Source organism: Kitasatospora sp. NPDC059973 (genome assembly GCF_042737525.1).
Taxonomy (GTDB): Bacteria; Actinomycetota; Actinomycetes; order Streptomycetales; family Streptomycetaceae; genus Kitasatospora.
This window is the reverse complement of the sequence record NZ_JBHWUI010000175.1, coordinates 1-16,679: the sequence shown is the minus strand read 5'-3', so window position 1 is coordinate 16,679 and position 16,679 is coordinate 1. Positions and strand designations below refer to the sequence as shown.

Here is a 16,679-nt window from a genome sequence, read left to right as displayed (position 1 = left end):
GCCGCCCACCGGTCACCCCGCGCCGCGGCGGCGTCTGCCGCGGCGCGGGGCGGCCCTCAGCCGCCGGAGCTCTGGCTGCCGGAGGAGCCGTCGGTGTAGCCGTCGAGGGCCCGGTCCCCGGCGCTGTCGGCCAGCCGCTGGACGTCCTCGGGGCTGAGCTTGGTGCCGTTGGCGGCGTCGATGACGGCCTGCTTCGCCCCGACCGCCGCGCCCTCGCGCCCCTCGGCGACGAAGTCGCGACCCTCCTGGTTGCCGTCCTCGGTGGTGTCGCGCTCGTTGGCCTTCACCACGCTGTCGGTGATCTGCTCGACGAGGAAGTCGGCCGCCTCGCCCGCCAGCGGGACCCGCTCGGTGGCCAGGCCGATCGTGGTGCTGAACGCCGTCTGCGCGTACCCGGCGTTCTTCTCCAGGGCCTCGTTGTACTCCTTGTCGGAGGACGCGTGCTCCTGGTGGACCTCGTCGATCCGGGCCTCGTTGAGGATACCGCTGATGACGCCGCCGGCCCGGGAGGTGGAGTCGATCTCCGACTCCAGCCGGGCGAAGTCGGTCTGCCCGCTGTCGATGTGGCCGCGCACCACCGCGGTCGAGTACGCCTGGTTGGCGTTGACCACGGCGCCGTACGCGTCCGGGTCGCGGCCGAGCGCGTCGAGCAGGCCGCGGACCGGCGCCTCCTTGAGCCCGGCCGGGGCGCCGTTGACCGGCAGGTCGTCCTTGTGCGGGGAGAGCGCGCGCTGAGTGTCGCCCATGTAGTCGGCGGTCATGTGCCCGAGGCTGTCCCGCAGCGGCGCGAACTTGGCGTCCTCGCCCTTGAGGTCGTCGAGCACGCCGCCGTTGCCGTGGGTGCCGAAGGTCTGCACGACCCGGTTCATGACCTCGGCCTGGTCGGCGGTGTGCTTGGGCGCGACCCCCGAGTGGTCGTCGTACGGTCGGCCGGTGGTGGCCGCCTCCAGGGCGTGGCCGAGGGCGTCCGGACCGCTGCGCATGCCCTGCTGACGCAGTTCGTTCTTCTGCGAGACGGTGTCCGGCGTGTACTCCTTGTCGTGCGTGAAGTACGTCAGGTAGTCCGAGGGCTTGACCTTGCCGTTCGGGTTGACCGAGCCGTCGGTGTTGTACGCGGTCGGCTGGTCGTGGAAGAACTTGGTGGCCGCCTCCGGGCTGTGGCCGAGCGCCTCCAGTACGGCGGTGGTCGGCTCCCAGCCCGAACCGCCCTCCTGGCCGAGGAGGTTGTAGCCGCGCCGGTCGCTGCGCGGGCCCATCACCGGGGCCGGCCAGTACTTGTCGTCGGTGTCCAGCTGGGTGATGTGCTCGGCGATCGGGTTGAGGAAGTGCGGGTCGTAGTCGCCGGTCCGCAGGATGCCGGAGAGCACCTGGTAGCCGTAGGGCGAGTAGTCCAGGCCGCTCTGGCGGTACGGCTTGTCCCACATCGTCTCGGAGCCGGCCTTGCGCAGGTCGGCGGCCCACTGGTCGGACAGGTGGGGCTCGTTGGTGGTGCGGGTGGCGGTGGCCAGGTTGAGGCCGAGGTTCTTCTGCAGCTCCTGGTACTGCTTCCACCGGGCGTCGCTGGCGCCGTTGAACTGCTGCTCGTCGCCGACCATGCTGTTCCAGGCCTGCAGCGTCCCCTTCGGGCCGAGGTCCTGGTAGAAGCGGGTGGAGAACTTCGGGTCGTTCGCGTTGGCGGCCAGCAGCGAGTTGAGCTCGGTGAGTTCGGTGTCCGAGATCTTCCCGCCCTTGCCGGCGAGCTGGGCGGCCCGGATGCCGTCCGCCTCCGGTCCGCCGCCGACGGCCTTGGCGTTGAAGGACTTCACCTCGTCGGCGGAGGCGTCCGAGCGCAGCGCCCAGGCGGCGCGCTCGTCGGCGGCGGTGGCCTCCTGGACGGCCGCGTCGATCGCCTTGCGGGCCGCTTCGGCCTTGGTGCGGTTCTCGTCGTTGTAGGCGCGGCTGGCGTCCGGGTCGTGCCGGGTGGCGTTGTCGGCCGGCGGCCAGCTCACGGTGCCGTCGTCGGTGACGGTCAGTCCGGCGCCGCGGGCGTCCGCGACGGCCTTGTCCAGCTTGGCCTTGGCCGCCTGGAAGTCGTTCCCCGCGTCCTTGAGGATCGAGCCGATCGCGGTGGCCTCGGTGACGGCGGCGGTCAGCTGCTCGTTGGCCCGCTGGAGCTTGGGCCGGGCCTGGTCGGCGGTGGGGCCGCTCCAGTTGGCGGAGTTGACCTTGGCGATGACCGTGTTGTCCCAGTCCTCGTCCATCGCCTTCAGCTTCTTGGCGACGTCCTCCCAGGCGGTGGCGGCGGTGCCGAGGACGTCCAGCTTGGCGGTGCTCAGTTCGTGGAAGTCGACCATGTCGTCCGCCCCCTCAGCCCTTCATGTCGTGCTTGACGGCGGTTTCGTTGTTCCGGTAGTTCGTGGCGCTGTCCCGCAGGGCCTGGGTGAGCTCGCCGATGGTGCTGTTCAGGGCGGCGATCTGCTGGTCCCAGGTGGCGGCGGTCTGCGCGGCCGCCTTGCCGGTGCTCCAGTTGGCCAGCGAGGTGGCCACCTGGGTGGTCTCGTCGTCGGCGGCCCGGCCGTCCCCGTTGAGCCGGCCGTGGATCTGGTCCGACGAGTTGGCGGCGGAGTCCAGCGCCGCGGGGTCGACCCCGACGGTGCCGCCGTCGCCGGGGGCGTTCGCCGAGTTGATCCGGGTGCGGGCACCCTCCTGCTGCCTGGCCGCGGTGGTCAGGTTCCCGTCGGCGTCGTACGCCCAGGGGTTCATCATCCGGTCAAATGCGGTCGCGCGATCCGACATGGTGCTCTCGTCCCTCCCTGCCGGGCACTCTCCCCGGCGGCCCCCGTGTTAGGAATTCGCAAAGAATACAAGGGCGGTGGCGGGCCGGAACCCCTAGGGGATCATCGGGCGGATGTCATACCGCAGCAGCACGGGGCGTCGTCATTCGAGCTCATGGCCCGGACGGTCCGGCCGCACTACGGTGAGGGACGTGTCCACTGTCATCAAGACGGACGGCCTCACCAAGAGGTTCCCCCGGGTCACCGCCCTCGATCAGCTCACCGTAGAGGTGGAGCCCGGGGTGGTCGGCCTGGTGGGGGCGAATGGCGCGGGCAAGTCCACACTCATCAAGATCCTGCTCGGGCTGGCCCCGGCGACCTCCGGTACGGGGCGGGTCCTCGGCCTCGACATCGCCACCCAGGGCTGGCAGATCCGTGAGCAGGTCGGCTACATGCCCGAGCACGACTGCCTGCCGCCGGACGTCTCGGCGACGGAGTTCGTGGTGCACATGGCGCGGATGGCCGGGCTGCCGGCCGCCGCCGCCCGCGAGCGGACGGCCGACACGCTGCGGCACGTCGGGCTGTACGAGGAGCGGTACCGGCCGATGGGCGGGTACTCGACGGGCATGAAGCAGCGGGTCAAGCTGGCCCAGGCGCTGGTCCACGACCCGAAGCTGGTGCTGCTGGACGAGCCCACCAACGGGCTGGACCCGGTCGGCCGGGACGACATGCTGGCGCTGATCCGCCGGGTGCACACCGACTTCGGCATCTCGGTGCTGGTCACCACCCACCTGCTCGGCGAGCTGGAGCGGACCTGCGACCACCTGGTCATCATCGACGGGGGCAAGCTGCTGCGCTCCTCGTCGACCGCGTCGTTCACCGGAGTGACGGCCACCCTCGCGGTCGAGGTGACGGACTTCCCCGACGACCACACCCGCGACGCGAGCGCCGCCGTGCGCGAGCGGCTGACCGCCGCCGGGCTCGCGGTAGAGCCGGAGGGCGCGCGGCTCCTGCTGGTGCGCCTGGCCGGCGACGACACCTACGACACCATCCGCGACGCGGTCGCGGACCTCGGCCTCGGGCTGGTCCGGCTGGAGCAGCGCCGCCACCGGGTCGCCGAGCTGTTCACGGAGACCAGCGGTCAGCAGAGCAAGGGAGGTCCCGCAGATGGCACTGCCCTCTGAGGCCAGGTCGCTCGACACCGGTGTCATCCACGACATCGGGTACCGCGGCTACGCCGGCCCCCGGCTCGGCCGGGCCTACGCCACCCGTTCGCTGTTCACCCAGAGCCTGCGCGCCGCGTACGGCCTCGGGCGCTCGGGCCGGTCCAAGGTGCTGCCGATGCTGCTGCTCGGTCTGGTCACCGCGCCGGCCGCGATCATGGTGGCGCTCGCCCTCGTCCAGCGCCAGGACGAACTGCCGGTCGACTACCCGGAGTACCTGGGGATCGTGGGCCTGCTGGTCTCGATCTTCCTGGCCTCGCAGACGCCCGTGCTGCTCTCCCGGGACCTCCGCCACCACACCGTCCCGCTGTACTTCTCCCGCCCGATCACCCGGGCCGACTACGTCCGGGCCAAGTACGCCGCGATGGCCTGCGCCCAGCTGCTGCTGATGACGGCCCCGCTGCTGGTGCTCTACGTCGGCGCGCTGCTCGGCGGGCTGGACTTCGGGCACAACACCGCGCACGTCCTCTACGGCCTGGTCACCGCAGTGCTGTACGCCCTGGTGCCCACCTCGGTCGCGCTGGTGATCGCCGCCACCACGCCGCGCCGCGGCTTCGGCGTGGCCGCGATCATGGGCTACCTGGCGATCAGCACCGCCGTGGTCGGCGTCGTCAGCGGCATCAGCTCGGAAGGCCGGGCCGGCCTGCCGGACTCCGCGCAGTGGACGGCCCTGCTCGCGCCGAACGAGCTGGTGGAGAGCCTGGTGAACCAGCTCTTCGACCTCGGCAGCGGGCCGGACCGGCTGCACGCGCCCGGCGCCCTCGGCGTGGTGGTCTTCGCCGCCACCGCCGCCGCGATGGTGGCCGGCTCGTACGCGCTGCTGCTGCGCCGCTACCGCAACATCTGACAACGCAGGATCTGAGAGGGCGTCATGGCCACCATCACCATCGACAAGGTCTCCCGCTGGTTCGGCAACGTGGTCGCCGTCAACGACGTCAGCATGGCGATCGGTCCCGGCGTCACCGGCCTGCTGGGGCCCAACGGCGCGGGCAAGTCGACCCTCATCCACATGATGAGCGGCTTCCTCGCCCCCTCCACCGGAGCGGTCACCCTGGACGGCGCGCCGATCTGGCGCAACCAGCAGGTGTACCGGCAGATCGGGCTGGTCCCCGAGCGGGAGTCGATGTACGACTACCTGACCGGTTGGGAGTTCGTGCTGGCCAACGCCGAGCTGCACGGCCTCGCCGACCCGGCCGCGGCGGCCCGGCGGGCGCTGTCCCTGGTGGAGATGGAGTACGCCCAGGACCGGAAGACCGGGACGTACTCCAAGGGCATGAAGCAGCGCGTCAAGATGGCCTCGGCGCTGGTCCACGACCCCGCCGTGCTGCTGCTCGACGAGCCGTTCAACGGCATGGACCCGCGCCAGCGGCTGCAGCTGATGGAGCTGCTGCGCCGGTTCGGCGCCGACGGCCGCACGGTGCTCTTCTCCTCGCACATCCTGGAGGAGGTCGAGCAGCTGGCCCGGCACATCGAGGTCGTGGTGGCCGGCCGGCACGCCGCCTCCGGGGACTTCCGCCGGATCCGCCGGCTGATGACCGACCGGCCGCACCGCTACCTGGTCCGCTCCAGCGACGACCGCCGGCTGGCCGCCGCGCTGATCGCGGACCCGTCGACGGCCGGCATCGAGCTGGACGTGCCGGGCCCGGACGCCAGGGCGGCGGCGGGCGAGGCGGGCGGGCTGCGGATCCAGGCGGTCAACTTCCAGGGCTTCACCACCCTGCTGCCCAAGGTCGCCCAGCAGGCCGGCGTCCGGCTGTACACCGTCGCCCCGGCCGACGAGTCGCTGGAGAGCGTCTTCTCCTACCTCGTCTCCGCGTAGCCCCACCCCCGGAACCGGACCCCAGGAAGGCCGACCCACCATGAACCCGACCGTCGCCAGGCTGACGCTGCGCGGCCTGCTGGGCCGCCGCCGCGGCATCCTGCTGCTGGTGGTCCCCGCCCTGCTGCTGCTCGTCTCGGCGATCGCCAGCGGCTCCAGCGGGGACAAGCACGACCTGACCGTCAAGATCCTCGGGCAGCTGGGCCTCGGCACGCTGCTGCCGATCCTCGGCCTGGTCGTCGGCACCGGCGCCATCGCCACCGAGATCGACGACGGCTCGATCGTCTACCTGCTGGCCAAGCCGCTGCCCCGCTGGAAGATCATCACCACCAAGCTGGCGGTGGCGGTCGGCACCACCTGGGTGTTCTCGGCGGTCCCGATCCTGCTGGCCGGCCTGCTGCTGTACGGCACCGAGGACGGCCTGGCGCTCGGCTACACCGTCGCCGCGCTGGTGGCCGGTGCCGCGTACAGCGCGCTGTTCCTGCTGCTCGGCGTCGTCACCCGGCACGCCGTGGTGGCCGGGCTGGTCTACGCGCTGATCTGGGAGTCCCTGATTGGCAACTTCGTGAAGGGCGCCAGGACGCTCAGCGTCCAGCAGTGGGGGCTGTCGGTGGCCGAGGCGGTGGCCGGCGAGGGCGCGATCACCGCGGACGTCGCGCTCGGGGTGGCCGTCCCGCTGCTGCTGGTCCTCACCGTGGCGGCGACGCTGCTCGCCTCGGTGAAGCTGGCCGGCCTGACCCTGGCCGCCGAGGAGTAGCCGGCCCGGCCGGCCGCGGGGCGGGCCCGCGGCCGGCACCGGGCGTCAGAGCGTCCGGTCGCGGCCCGCGCCCCAGCCGGCCACGGCGGCGACCGCCGCCAGCACCAGCATCAGCAGCAGCGGGACGTTCCAGCCGCCGGTCAGCTGGTGCAGGGCCCCGGCGCCGACCGGTCCGGCCGCGGCCACCAGGTAGCCGACCGCCTGCGACATGCCGCCCAGCTGGGCGGCACCGGCCGCGCTGTCGGTGCGCAGCACGATGAAGGCGAGCGCGAGGCCGAGCGAGCCGCCCTGGGCGATGCCCAGGATGGTGGCCGACACCCAGGCCCCGGGCACCGGCGAGACCAGCAGGATCGTGATGCCGACCGCGTTCAGCACGGCCATCACCACGGCCAGCGTCCGCTGCCGGGTCATCCGGCCGGCCATCAGCGGCACCAGGAAGGCCCCGGCCACCTGGACCAGGTTGGAGAAGGCGAAGACCAGACCGGCCTCGCTCCGGTCCATCCCGTGGTCGGCCAGGATGGTCGGCATCCAGGCCACCAGGGTGTAGACCAGCAGCGACGAGATGCCCATGAAGAGGCTGATCTGCCAGGCCAGCGGCGAGCGCCAGACCCCCTCGATCGGCCGGCCGGCGGGAGCCGCCGCCACCGCCGCCTTCTCCTGGCGCGAGCGCAGCACCTGCGGCAGCCAGGCGACGGCGGCGATCAGGGCCAGCAGCGACCAGGCGCCCAGCGAGGCCCGCCAGCCGCCGCCGAGGGCGTGCTCCAGGGGCACCGAGGTGCCCGCCGCGAGGGTGGCGCCGACCAGCATGGTGGTCGAGTAGACGCCGGTCATGGTCGCCGCCCGGCCCGGGAACTCGCGCTTGACCAGGCCCGGCATCGAGACGTTCAGCACCGCGATCGCGATCCCGATCACCACGCAGCCGGCGTACAGCGCGGCCACCGAGGGCAGCACCCGCAGCAGCACGCCCCCGCCGAGCACCAGCACCGCGCCCAGCACCACCCGCTCGGTGCCGAACCGCCTGGTCAGCCGGGGGGTGAGCGGGGCGCCGGCGCCCTGGAAGAGCACCGGGACGGTGGTGATCAGACCGCTCGCCGTCGCGGAGAGTCCGAAGGTGTGCTGGATCTCGCCGACCATCGGCGAGATCGCCGCCAGGCAGGCCCGCATGTTGAGGGCGACCAGCACGATGCCGGTCAGCAGCAGGGCGGGGTGGGCCAGCCGGGTGCGGACGGGGAGCGGGGCGGGAACGAGGACCGGCTGCTGGGCACGGGTGACGGCCATGGGACGTGCTGCTCTTTCGTGGAAACGGGGGACGGACGCGGGAGGGCGGCGGCGGGTGCCGCCTACTTCCGGGCCGCGATGGCGGCGAGGAGCTGCTCGACGGCCGCGGTGGGCTCGGCGAGCAGCGTCCGACACGCGGCCTCGGCGCGGTCCGGGTCACCGCTCTCGATCGCGTCCACCAGCGCCGCGTGGGTGGCCACGACCACCTCGGGCATCTCGTGGTCCCCGAAGGCCGTCCGCATCGACTCCCGCACCGAGGCGCCGAAGTAGCGGTACACCTCGGTCAGCGCGGGGTTGTGCGCGGCCTCGACCACGGCGGTGTGGAACTCCAGGTCGTGCTCGACGGTGGCCTCGCGGCCGGCCCGCTCCGGGTGCGCCGCGATCACCTCCGCCTCGCGGGCCAGCGCGGCCCGCATCCGGACGATGTCCTCGGGCGTGTGCCGCAGCGCCGCCAGCCGGGCGCCCTCGGCCTCCAGCGCCGCCCGGACCTCCAGGACGTCCCGGACGCCGGAGCGCTGCACGCCCCGCAGGACGGAGGCCGGGTCGCTGGTGCTGCGCACGAAGGTGCCCTCGCCCTGCCGGGTGGCCAGCATCCCGGCGTGCACCAGCACCCGGATCGCCTCCCGCACGGTGTTCCGTCCGACCTGCAGCCGCTCGGCCAGCTCGTGCTCGGTGGGGATCCGCGAGCCGACCGGCCAGCTGCCGGCGGCGAGCTGCTCGCGCAGCTGGTCGATGGCGGTGTCCACCAGGGAGCGCCGGCCGGCGGCCTGCAAGGTGTCCTCGCCGTGGCCGGATGCGGTCATGGCGGAGCTCCCCTCTGCGCGTCGATCTGCGGTCATCGGTCATCCTACAACCGCTTGCCCGGTCATCCTACAACTGGCTCGCACCTGCGCGGGGGAACCGTCCGGGCCGTCCTGGCGTTCCTCCCGACGACTTCGGTCCACCCCTATTTCGAGGAGAGCGCCCCCATGGTGTTCAAGAAGCTGCTCGGTGCCCTGGGCGTCGGCGGTCCCGGCGTCGACACCGTCCTGACCACGCCGGTCGTGCAGCCCGGCGGCACCCTGCACGGAACGGTCGAGCTGACCGGCGGGACGGTCGAGGCGGACATCCGGGGGATCACGCTGACCCTGGTCGCCCGGGTGGAGATCGAGCACGAGGAGGGGGAGAGCACCGGCCTCTACCCGTTCGCGCGGTTCTCCGTCACCGCGCCGCTGGTGCTGGCGCCCGGCGAGAACCGGTCGATCCCGTTCGCCGTCCAGGTGCCCTTCGAGGCCCCGGTCACCGTCGTCGCCGGGCAGCACCTGCACGGCATGCAGCTCGGCGTGCGGACGGAGGTCGACATCGCGGGCGCGCTCGACAAGGGCGACTCCGACCCGCTGGAGATCGAGCCGCTGGCGGTGCAGCGCCGGATCCTGGACTCGCTGCTGCAGCTCGGCTTCCGGTTCCGCTCGGCCGACCTGGAGGCCGGCCACATCCGGGGCACCGGCCAGACGCTGCCGTTCTACCAGGAGATCGAGTTCTCCGCCGCGCCGCAGTACGCGCACGCCTGCAACTCGCTGGAGGTCAGCTTCGTCACCACCGCGCAGCGGGTCGAGGTGGTGCTGGAGGCGGACAAGCGCGGCGGCCTCTTCGGCCACGGCGGCGGCGACGTCATCCGCACCCACGTGGTCGAGCACGGCCAGGCCGACCAGGACCTCACCGCGCTGGTCGACGGCTGGATCCGGGCCGCGCTCTGACGGCCGCGCCGCCGGCCCCGGGGCGTCCGGGGGCCGGCGGCGGGTCCGCGGCGGCTAGCCGTAGGAGACGTTGCTGCAGATGTCGTCGTCGGCCGAGCGGGCCTCGTTGACCACCTCGGTGGGCAGCGGGGCCGGCACGTTGGGCGTGGCGCCGGTCGCGGCCGGGTTGGCCGCGGCGTAGTCCTTGCCGAGGACGAGGCTGATGCCGGCCGCCGAGGTGGGCGTCAGCTGGGCGCCCGGGAACATCGCCGCGATCCGCTCCGCGTTGGCCTTCTGCCCGGAGCCGTACTCCACCGTGGTGGTCGCCTTGTTGGTGTTCTTGGCGGTGGTGGTGCCGGTGACGGTGACCTTGTTGGTCTTGAGCGTCTCGGCCGCCTTGGCGGCCAGCCCGGTGACGGTGGTGCCGTTGTAGACCGCGACCTTCACCGGCGGGCCGTCCACCGCGGTCGGCGAGGGCGCGGCCGGCGTGGTCTCGGCGGGGGCCGGGGTCTGCGGCGCGTCCTCCTGCTTGCCGGTGGCGTCCTCGCCGTCGATGGTGCGGTCGGCCTGGAGGGTCTTCCAGAGGTTGTCGACGGCGGGGTGGACCAGGTCGATCCGGGGGCCGTTGTAGCGCCACGGCGTGGTCAGGAACTTGACGTCGTGCAGGTCGATGTTCTTCATCGACAGCGCGAAGTCCATCAGCTTCTTGGCCGAGTCCAGCCCGGGGTCGACCGTCATCGACTTGGTGGCCGCGTCGGCCAGCGGCAGCAGCGTGGTCGGGTTCAGGCCCTCGCCCTTGACCTTGGCCATCAGCGAGGACAGGAAGGCCTGCTGGCGCTTCATCCGGCCGACGTCGGACTCGTCGCCGATGCCGTGCCGCAGCCGGACGTAGTCCAGCGCCTTCTGGCCGGAGAGCTTCTGCTTCCCCTTGGGCAGGACGACCTTGCCCTTCTTGCCCAGGTTGGGGTTGAGGTGCCCCTCGTAGATGTCGTTCGGCAGGCAGACGTCGACGCCGCCGACGGCCTCGGTCATCGCCGCGAAGCCCTCGAAGTTCACCTCGATGGTGTGGTCGACCCGGATGCCGGTGAGCTTCTCCACGGTGTTCTGGGTGCAGGCCGGGTTGCCGGCCTCGCTGTTGCCCACCGAGAACGCCGAGTTGAACATCTGCCCCGGCGACTCCTTGGTCCACTTGCCGTTCGGCAGCTTGCAGGCCGGGATGGTCACCAGCGCGTCGCGCGGGATCGAGATGCCCACCGCGTGCTTGTGGTCCGCGTAGACGTGCAACAGGATCGTGGTGTCCGAGCGGGCACCGTCCTCGTTGCCGCCGCCGAGGTCGCTGTTCTTGCCGGCCCGCGAGTCGGAGCCGATCAGCAGGATGTTGACGGGCTTGTTGCCGTTGGCGTCGGCGACCGCCTCGGGCGGTCGGTCGGTGGCGATCGCGTCCGCGTCGAAGGACTTGATGTTGCCGTTCAGCTTGTAGTAGATCGCGCCGCCGGTGCCCGCCAGCGCCACCAGGACGCCGGCCACCGACCAGGCCACGATCTTCTTGGTGTTCCGTTTCGGCTTGCGGCTGTTGCGCGCGGCCGCGCGGCCGCCCGTCGCGGTGCCGTCGGCCTTCCCGTCCTCGGACCGCCCGCCGTCGCCCTTGCCGCGGCCGCCGCCCTTGCCCTGGGCGGCCCGCCGGGCCTCCGCCCGGCCGCCGGGCCGGGGCGCGGGCACCCGGGCGTCGTCCGCCGGGCCGTCGGTGCCAGCGCCGCCGCGTGAACCGCCGGTCCGCGGGGTGCCGGCCGCGCGTGCGGCGCCGGTGCCGCGGGGGCCGTTCGCGGCGCGCCGCCGGCCTTCCGCCCCCGACGTGCTCTCGTCCCACTGGCCTGACATGCGCGTACCTCTCAGCGGCGGAAGCAGCAATCCTGTACGTGTCCGGCGGGCACGGCCCGGGTGGGCCGGGACAACCGCACAGGAGCACCGCACCGGGAGACGCGGAGCTTCAGCGGAGCATACAAACTCTTTCTTTCACGGTCAGCATCCGGGTGCCGTCGGGCGGCCCGTCCGGTGCTCAGTGCCGCGGGTAGAGCCGCTCCAGGACGACGGCGACGCCGTCCTCGTCGTTGCCGACGGTGACCTCGTCGGCGACCGCCAGCAGCTCCGGGTGCGCGTTGGCCATCGCGACGCCGTGTGCGGCCCAGCCGAACATCGGCACGTCATTGGGCATGTCGCCGAAGGCGATGGTGTCGGCGGCCCGCAGGCCCAGGCGGCGGGCGGCGACGGCCAGGCCGGTGGCCTTGGAGAGGCCCAGCGGGAGCAGTTCGACGATGCCGGCGCCCGACATCACCACGCCGACCAGGTCGCCGGCGACCCGGCGGGCGGTCTCGGCGAGCGCGTCGTCGGTGAGCCCGCGGCACTGGATGTAGAGCTTGCTGAGCGGGGCGGCGAGCAGCTCGCCCTTGTCGACCCGGACCACCGGCAGGTCGGAGCCGATCAGGAGTTCGTAGCCGGGACCGGCCAGGACGTCGCCCTCCAGGCCGTCCTGGTTGGCGGCGACGGCGAGCGGGCCGGTCTCCGCCTCTATCTTGGCGATCGCCAGCGCGGCCAGCCTGCGGTCCAGGGTGAGCGAGGTGAGCAGCTTGTGCGCCCCCGCGTCGTAGACCTGCGCGCCCTGGCCGCAGACCGCTATGCCCCGGTAGCCGATCTCGTCGAAGACCGGCCGGGCCCAGGCGGCCGAGCGGCCGGTGACGACGATGTGCACCGCTCCGGCGCCGGTGGCGGCGGCCAGCGCGGTGCGGGTGCGCGCGGAGACGGTCTCCTGGCTGGTGAGCAGGGTGCCGTCGAGGTCGGTGGCGACCAGCCGGAAGGGCAGGTCGCCACCGGTGCCGGGGGAGACGGGGCTGGGGCTGGTACTGCTCATGGGCCGTGCGTCTCCCGGGAGTTGCATTCGGGCGGTGGTGCGGTGGGCGTTACTTGACCGGGGGCAGGACGGAACGCCCGCCGATGAACGGCCGCAGCGCCTCCGGGACCACCACCGAGCCGTCGGCCTGCTGGTGGTTCTCCAGGATCGCCACGATGGTGCGCGGAACGGCGACCAGGGTGCCGTTCAGCGTGGCCAGCGGGCGCACCTTGCCCTCCTCGCGCATCCGGATGGAGAGCCGGCGCGACTGGTACTCGGTCGTGTTGGAGGTCGAGGTGACCTCGCGGTACTTGCCCTGGGTCGGGATCCACGCCTCGATGTCGAACTTGCGCGCGGCCGAGGAGCCGAGGTCGCCGGAGGCGACGTCGATCACCCGGTAGGGCAGCTCCAGGGCGTTCAGGAAGTCCTTCTCCCACTGCAGCAGCCGGCGGTGCTCCTGCTCGGCGTCCTCGGGCGTGGTGAAGACGAACATCTCCACCTTCTCGAACTGGTGGACGCGGATGATGCCGCGGGTGTCCTTGCCGTAGGTGCCGGCCTCGCGGCGGAAGCAGGACGAGTAGCCGGCGTAGCGCAGCGGCAGCTTGTCCGCGTCGATGATCTCGTCCATGTGGTACGCCGCGAGCGGGACCTCGCTGGTGCCGACGAGGTAGCGCTCCTCCTCTTCGAGGAAGTACACGTTCTCGGCGGCCTGGCCGAGGAAGCCGGTGCCGTCCATGGCGGCCGGGCGGACCAGGGCCGGGGTGATCATCGGGGTGAAGCCGGCCGCGGTGGCCTGGGTGATCGCCATGTTGACCAGGGCGAGCTCCAGCAGCGCGCCGACACCGGTCAGGTAGTAGGACCGAGCGCCGGCGACCTTGGCGCCGCGCTCGGTGTCGATCGCGCCGAGGATCTGCCCCAGCTCGACGTGGTCACGGGGCTCGAAGCCCTCGGCGGCGAAGTCGCGCGGAGTGCCGATCTCCTCCAGCGTGACGAAGTCCTCCTCGCCGCCGACCGGGGCGGCCGGGTCGATGAGGTTCGCCAGCGAGCGGAGCAGGCGCTCGGCCTCCTCCTTGGCCACGCCCTGTTCGGCGTCGGCGGCCTTGACCTCCTCGGCGAGCGCCTTGGTGCGCTGCAGCAGGGCGGTCTTCTCCTCGCCCTGGGCCTTGGCGACCTGCTTGCCGAGCGTCTTCTGCTCGTTGCGGAGCTCGTCGAAGCGACTGCCCGAGGACCGCCGCCGTTCGTCGGCGGAGAGGAGGGCGTCGACCAGGTCGACGTCCTCGCCACGGACGCGCTGCGAGGCGCGCACTCGGTCAGGGTCCTCACGGAGCAGGCGAAGGTCAATCACGGGGCCAAGCCTACCGGGCGGGGGCCCGTCCACCGGTAGCGGATTTCCCCTGGGGATAACTCACCCCATCCTGTGGATAACTCCTGTGGGCAAGCGCCGGGGGGTGAGTTATCCACAGGCGGGTCGGGTGGGCTGTGGATGGCCGGGAGCCGGGTGGGGAGAGAGGCCGCAACCTAGGAATTGAGGTTTCAAACCTCATTTGACCTTCCCGGGTGAGGGAATTGAAGCACTCAGACGGGTGATTTGCTGGCACACGGGTGACTCTGGTCCGATTAGTCATCTCTGCGCCGCTAACCGGTGTTCCGACCGAAACGGCCGATGGCTATACCGGTTTGTCGACTCGTCCCCAGGTCTGTGGATAACTTTCGGCTGTGGACAGCCGCCGGGCCTGTGGACAGCCGGTTCCGCCGCTGCGGAGCCTGTGGACGACGGGTGCGGTCACCCGCCCTGGGGGCTGAGTTCAGTCGAAAACAGTCAAGAAAGAACAGGAAAACGAAAGACGGCGATCAAATGTCCGGGCGGCCGGGGTCACCCGGATGCCGCAGCCGGCCGCGCCGCCCCGCAGGCCCGGGACACCCGGAGCCGGGTACCCCGGTCGCCCCCTTCGCCCCCGCGGCGGCCCCCGCGGCCCCGCGCGCCTCAGATGTCGCCGCGCCCGTCGAGGCAGCGGGAGAGCCAGTCGGCCGCCGCGCCGAAGTCGGCGTCCGAGGTGCCCGGCCGCCGGTGCTTGGTGACCTGCCGGTCGGCGCGCGGATAGGAGCCGAGGAAGCGCACCTGCGGGCAGATCCGCTTGAGGCCCATCAGCGCCTCGCTCACCCGGCGGTCGGCGAGGTGGCCCTCGCAGTCGATCAGGAAGCAGTAGCTGCCGAGCCCCTCACCGGTCGGGCGGGACTCGATCCGCATCAGGTTGACCCCGCGCACCGCGAACTCCTGGAGCAGCTCCAGCAGCGCGCCCGGGTGGTCGTCCGGCAGCCAGACCACCATCGAGGTCTTGTCCGCCCCGGTCGGCGAGGAGACCCGACCCGGCCGGCCCACCAGGATGAAGCGGGTGGTCGCGTTCTGCGCGTCGGCGATGTCCTTGACCAGCGGGTCCAGGCCGTAGATCGGCGCCGCGAACTCGCCCGCGAAGGCGCCGTCGAACCGCTCCTCGGCGACCAGCCGGGCGCCGTCGGCGTTGGAGGCCGAGGACTCCCAGCGGGCGTCCGGCAGGTTGGCGGCCAGCCAGCGGCGCACCTGCGGCTGGGCGACGGGGTGGCTGGTGACGGTCTTGATGTCGCCCAGTTCGGTGCCGGGCCGCACCAGCAGCGCGAAGGAGATCGGCAGCAGCACCTCCCGGTAGATCATCAGCGGGGTGCCGGCGGCCAGTTCGTCGTTGGTCGCGGTGACGGCGCCCTCGACGGAGTTCTCGATCGGCACGAACGCGCCCGAGGCCTCGCCCGCGCGCACCGCGTCCAGCACCAGCGGCACCGAGGCCAGCGGCACCAGCTCCCGGGTCGCCGCCTCCGGCAAGGTGCGCAGGGCCGCCTCCGTGAAGGTGCCCGCCGGGCCGAGGTAGGTGTAGCGGGTGGCCGACATGCCGCCTCCATGCGAAAGGGTTACCGAGCAGATCACCTTAGTCACTTCGCCCGCCTCCCACCGCCGCGTTCCGGTCCGTGGGAATCCCGGGCGGGCGGCCGGCCCGGGCGCGGGGAGGTGCCCCGGCCCCCGGCCGGCCGCTACTCCAGCAGCGTCTGCCCCACGTAGCCGCCCTCCGGCGCGCCGGGCGGCACGGCGTACAGCCCGCTCGCCTCGTGCCGCAGGAAGCGGGAGAGGCCGTCGCCCCGGGAGAGCTTGCGCTGCACCGGGGTGAAGCCCCGGCCCGGGTCGGCCTGGAACGCGAGGAAGAGCAGCCCGGCGTCCGGCGAGCCGTCGGCCAGCAGGCCGTCGTGGTAGGAGAAGCCCCGCCGCAGCATCGCCGCCCCGCCGTTGGCGGCCGGTGCGGCGACCCGGATGTGCGCGTCGGCGGGGACGGCCAGGGTGCCGTCCGCCGTCTGCGCCGTGAGGTCCACCGGCGTGGTCTCGCCGGCGGAGGCGGGCGCGGAGAGCGGCGCGCCGTCCGTCTTGCGGCGGCCGATCACCCGCTCCTGGCGGTCCACCGGCAGTGCCTCCCAGGAGTCCAGCAGCATCCGGATCCGCCGGAACACCAGGTACGAGCCGCCGTTCAGCCAGGCGCTCCGCTCGTCACCGGCGGCGCAGAACACCTTGCCGGCGAAGCCGTCCTCACCGGGCCGGGGGTTGTTGGTGCCGTCGATCTGGCCCATCAGGTTGCGCCCGGTCATCGGCCGCGCGGTGGCGCCGGGCGTCCGGGCGAAGCCGGCCGCCTGCCAGCGCAGCGCCGCGGTGCCGGCCGCCCGGCGCTGGAGCACCCGCAGGGCGTGCACGGCGACCAGCGCGTCATCGGCGCCGATCTGGACGAACAGGTCGCCGTCACCGCGGGCCGGGTCCAGCGCGTCCGCCGGGAAGGCGGGCAGCGGCTCCAGCGCCGCCGGGCGGCGGTCGGCCAGTCCGGCCCGGTCGAACAGGGTGGCGCCGAAGCCGAAGGTGACGGTCAGCGAGCAGGGGCCGGCGTCCAGCGCCACCTGGTTCTCGAACGCGTCGGCCGGCTCGCCGGCGGCCAGCAGCGCGGCCGTCCGGGACCAGTCGCGCAGCAGCGTCCGCAGCCCGTCCCGGCCGACGCCGGCGGCCAGGTCGAAGGCGGCCAGCTGGACCCGGGCCTGCTGCGGTTCGAGGATGCCGGCCTGGTGCTCGCCGTGGAACGGCACCCGTCCGGCGCCGAGCGCGCCGCTCGGCCCGGCGGCGGCGGGTACGGCCGCGGGCGCCCGGTCCAGGGCGACCGCCCCGGCCGCGCCCGCCCTCGCACCGCCCA

The 16,679-nt window shown here is 72.8% G+C and carries 14 protein-coding genes; 5 read left to right on the top strand and 9 right to left on the bottom strand.

The features are described from left to right. Positions 1–56: 56 nt before the first annotated feature. Both ACFWA9_RS32675 and ACFWA9_RS32670 read right to left on the bottom strand, forming a co-directional pair. On the bottom strand, positions 57–2,333 hold the full coding sequence (locus ACFWA9_RS32675) for a hypothetical protein (RefSeq protein ID WP_380392057.1): 2,277 nt from the start codon (positions 2,331–2,333) through the stop codon (positions 57–59). 13 nt (positions 2,334–2,346) lie between these two features. Next, positions 2,347–2,775, bottom strand: a complete 429-nt coding sequence (locus tag ACFWA9_RS32670; protein WP_352297741.1) for a hypothetical protein — start codon at positions 2,773–2,775, stop codon at positions 2,347–2,349. A 190-nt stretch (positions 2,776–2,965) separates the two neighbouring features. Between ACFWA9_RS32670 and ACFWA9_RS32665 the strand changes: the two genes are divergently transcribed. From ACFWA9_RS32665 to ACFWA9_RS32650, 4 genes are read left to right on the top strand one after another with little or no spacing between them, the layout of a single operon-like run. Continuing rightward, positions 2,966–3,937 carry an ABC transporter ATP-binding protein gene (locus ACFWA9_RS32665; protein ID WP_329488931.1) on the top strand — a complete coding sequence of 324 codons (972 nt, stop codon included), beginning with the start codon at positions 2,966–2,968 and terminating at the stop codon, positions 3,935–3,937. After that, positions 3,921–4,823 carry an ABC transporter permease gene (locus ACFWA9_RS32660; RefSeq protein WP_380392052.1) on the top strand — a complete coding sequence of 301 codons (903 nt, stop codon included), beginning with the start codon at positions 3,921–3,923 and terminating at the stop codon, positions 4,821–4,823. Before ACFWA9_RS32665 ends, ACFWA9_RS32660 begins: the two co-directional genes overlap by 17 nt. A gap of 24 nt (positions 4,824–4,847) precedes the next feature. Next, a complete protein-coding gene (locus ACFWA9_RS32655) occupies positions 4,848–5,795 on the top strand; it encodes an ABC transporter ATP-binding protein (protein ID WP_352297736.1) in 948 nt (315 codons plus the stop codon). Between the two features lie 40 nt (positions 5,796–5,835). Next, on the top strand, positions 5,836–6,552 hold the full coding sequence (locus ACFWA9_RS32650; RefSeq protein ID WP_380392049.1) for an ABC transporter permease: 717 nt from the start codon (positions 5,836–5,838) through the stop codon (positions 6,550–6,552). Positions 6,553–6,597: 45 nt separating this feature from the next. On the opposite strand, the gene ACFWA9_RS32645 is transcribed toward ACFWA9_RS32650, so the two are convergent. Both ACFWA9_RS32645 and ACFWA9_RS32640 read right to left on the bottom strand, forming a co-directional pair. Next, the gene (locus ACFWA9_RS32645; RefSeq protein WP_380392046.1) at positions 6,598–7,830 is read right to left on the bottom strand and encodes a CynX/NimT family MFS transporter; all 1,233 of its coding nucleotides are present in this window, start codon (positions 7,828–7,830) and stop codon (positions 6,598–6,600) included. Positions 7,831–7,892: 62 nt separating this feature from the next. Next, the gene (locus tag ACFWA9_RS32640) at positions 7,893–8,633 is read right to left on the bottom strand and encodes a FadR/GntR family transcriptional regulator (protein WP_380392044.1); all 741 of its coding nucleotides are present in this window, start codon (positions 8,631–8,633) and stop codon (positions 7,893–7,895) included. Positions 8,634–8,798: 165 nt separating this feature from the next. Between ACFWA9_RS32640 and ACFWA9_RS32635 the strand changes: the two genes are divergently transcribed. Continuing rightward, positions 8,799–9,566, top strand: coding sequence for a sporulation protein (locus tag ACFWA9_RS32635; protein ID WP_352297729.1), 768 nt, complete (start codon positions 8,799–8,801; stop codon positions 9,564–9,566). A gap of 54 nt (positions 9,567–9,620) precedes the next feature. Here ACFWA9_RS32635 and ACFWA9_RS32630 read toward each other — a convergent pair whose 3' ends face one another. The 5 genes from ACFWA9_RS32630 to efeB form a co-directional block, all read right to left on the bottom strand. Beyond that, a complete protein-coding gene (locus tag ACFWA9_RS32630) occupies positions 9,621–11,423 on the bottom strand; it encodes an LCP family protein (protein WP_380392041.1) in 1,803 nt (600 codons plus the stop codon). 178 nt (positions 11,424–11,601) lie between these two features. Continuing rightward, positions 11,602–12,450: an HAD family hydrolase gene (locus ACFWA9_RS32625; RefSeq protein ID WP_380392039.1), complete on the bottom strand. Its 849-nt coding sequence runs from the start codon at positions 12,448–12,450 to the stop codon at positions 11,602–11,604. Between the two features lie 49 nt (positions 12,451–12,499). Beyond that, complete coding sequence (gene serS / locus ACFWA9_RS32620; protein ID WP_352297723.1) at positions 12,500–13,774, bottom strand: serine--tRNA ligase; 1,275 nt, start codon at positions 13,772–13,774, stop codon at positions 12,500–12,502. A gap of 639 nt (positions 13,775–14,413) precedes the next feature. Continuing rightward, positions 14,414–15,349 carry a prephenate dehydratase gene (gene pheA, locus ACFWA9_RS32615; RefSeq protein WP_329488941.1) on the bottom strand — a complete coding sequence of 312 codons (936 nt, stop codon included), beginning with the start codon at positions 15,347–15,349 and terminating at the stop codon, positions 14,414–14,416. A gap of 140 nt (positions 15,350–15,489) precedes the next feature. Beyond that, positions 15,490–16,679, bottom strand: a 1,190-nt coding sequence (gene efeB, locus ACFWA9_RS32610; RefSeq protein WP_380392035.1) for an iron uptake transporter deferrochelatase/peroxidase subunit, incomplete at its 5' end; no start/stop codon positions are given.

Excerpts from the sequence above, each read along its gene's own strand:
- ACFWA9_RS32675 (WP_380392057.1), bottom strand. The coding sequence starts at position 2,333 with ATGGTCGACTTCCACGAACTGAGCACCGCCAAGCTGGACGTCCTCGGC.
- ACFWA9_RS32670 (WP_352297741.1), bottom strand. The coding sequence starts at position 2,775 with ATGTCGGATCGCGCGACCGCATTTGACCGGATGATGAACCCCTGGGCG.
- ACFWA9_RS32660 (WP_380392052.1), top strand. The coding sequence starts at position 3,921 with ATGGCACTGCCCTCTGAGGCCAGGTCGCTCGACACCGGTGTCATCCAC.
- ACFWA9_RS32655 (WP_352297736.1), top strand. The coding sequence starts at position 4,848 with ATGGCCACCATCACCATCGACAAGGTCTCCCGCTGGTTCGGCAACGTG.
- ACFWA9_RS32650 (WP_380392049.1), top strand. The coding sequence starts at position 5,836 with ATGAACCCGACCGTCGCCAGGCTGACGCTGCGCGGCCTGCTGGGCCGC.
- ACFWA9_RS32645 (WP_380392046.1), bottom strand. The coding sequence starts at position 7,830 with ATGGCCGTCACCCGTGCCCAGCAGCCGGTCCTCGTTCCCGCCCCGCTC.
- ACFWA9_RS32640 (WP_380392044.1), bottom strand. The coding sequence starts at position 8,633 with ATGACCGCATCCGGCCACGGCGAGGACACCTTGCAGGCCGCCGGCCGG.
- ACFWA9_RS32635 (WP_352297729.1), top strand. The coding sequence starts at position 8,799 with ATGGTGTTCAAGAAGCTGCTCGGTGCCCTGGGCGTCGGCGGTCCCGGC.
- ACFWA9_RS32630 (WP_380392041.1), bottom strand. The coding sequence starts at position 11,423 with ATGTCAGGCCAGTGGGACGAGAGCACGTCGGGGGCGGAAGGCCGGCGG.
- ACFWA9_RS32625 (WP_380392039.1), bottom strand. The coding sequence starts at position 12,450 with ATGAGCAGTACCAGCCCCAGCCCCGTCTCCCCCGGCACCGGTGGCGAC.
- pheA (WP_329488941.1), bottom strand. The coding sequence starts at position 15,349 with ATGTCGGCCACCCGCTACACCTACCTCGGCCCGGCGGGCACCTTCACG.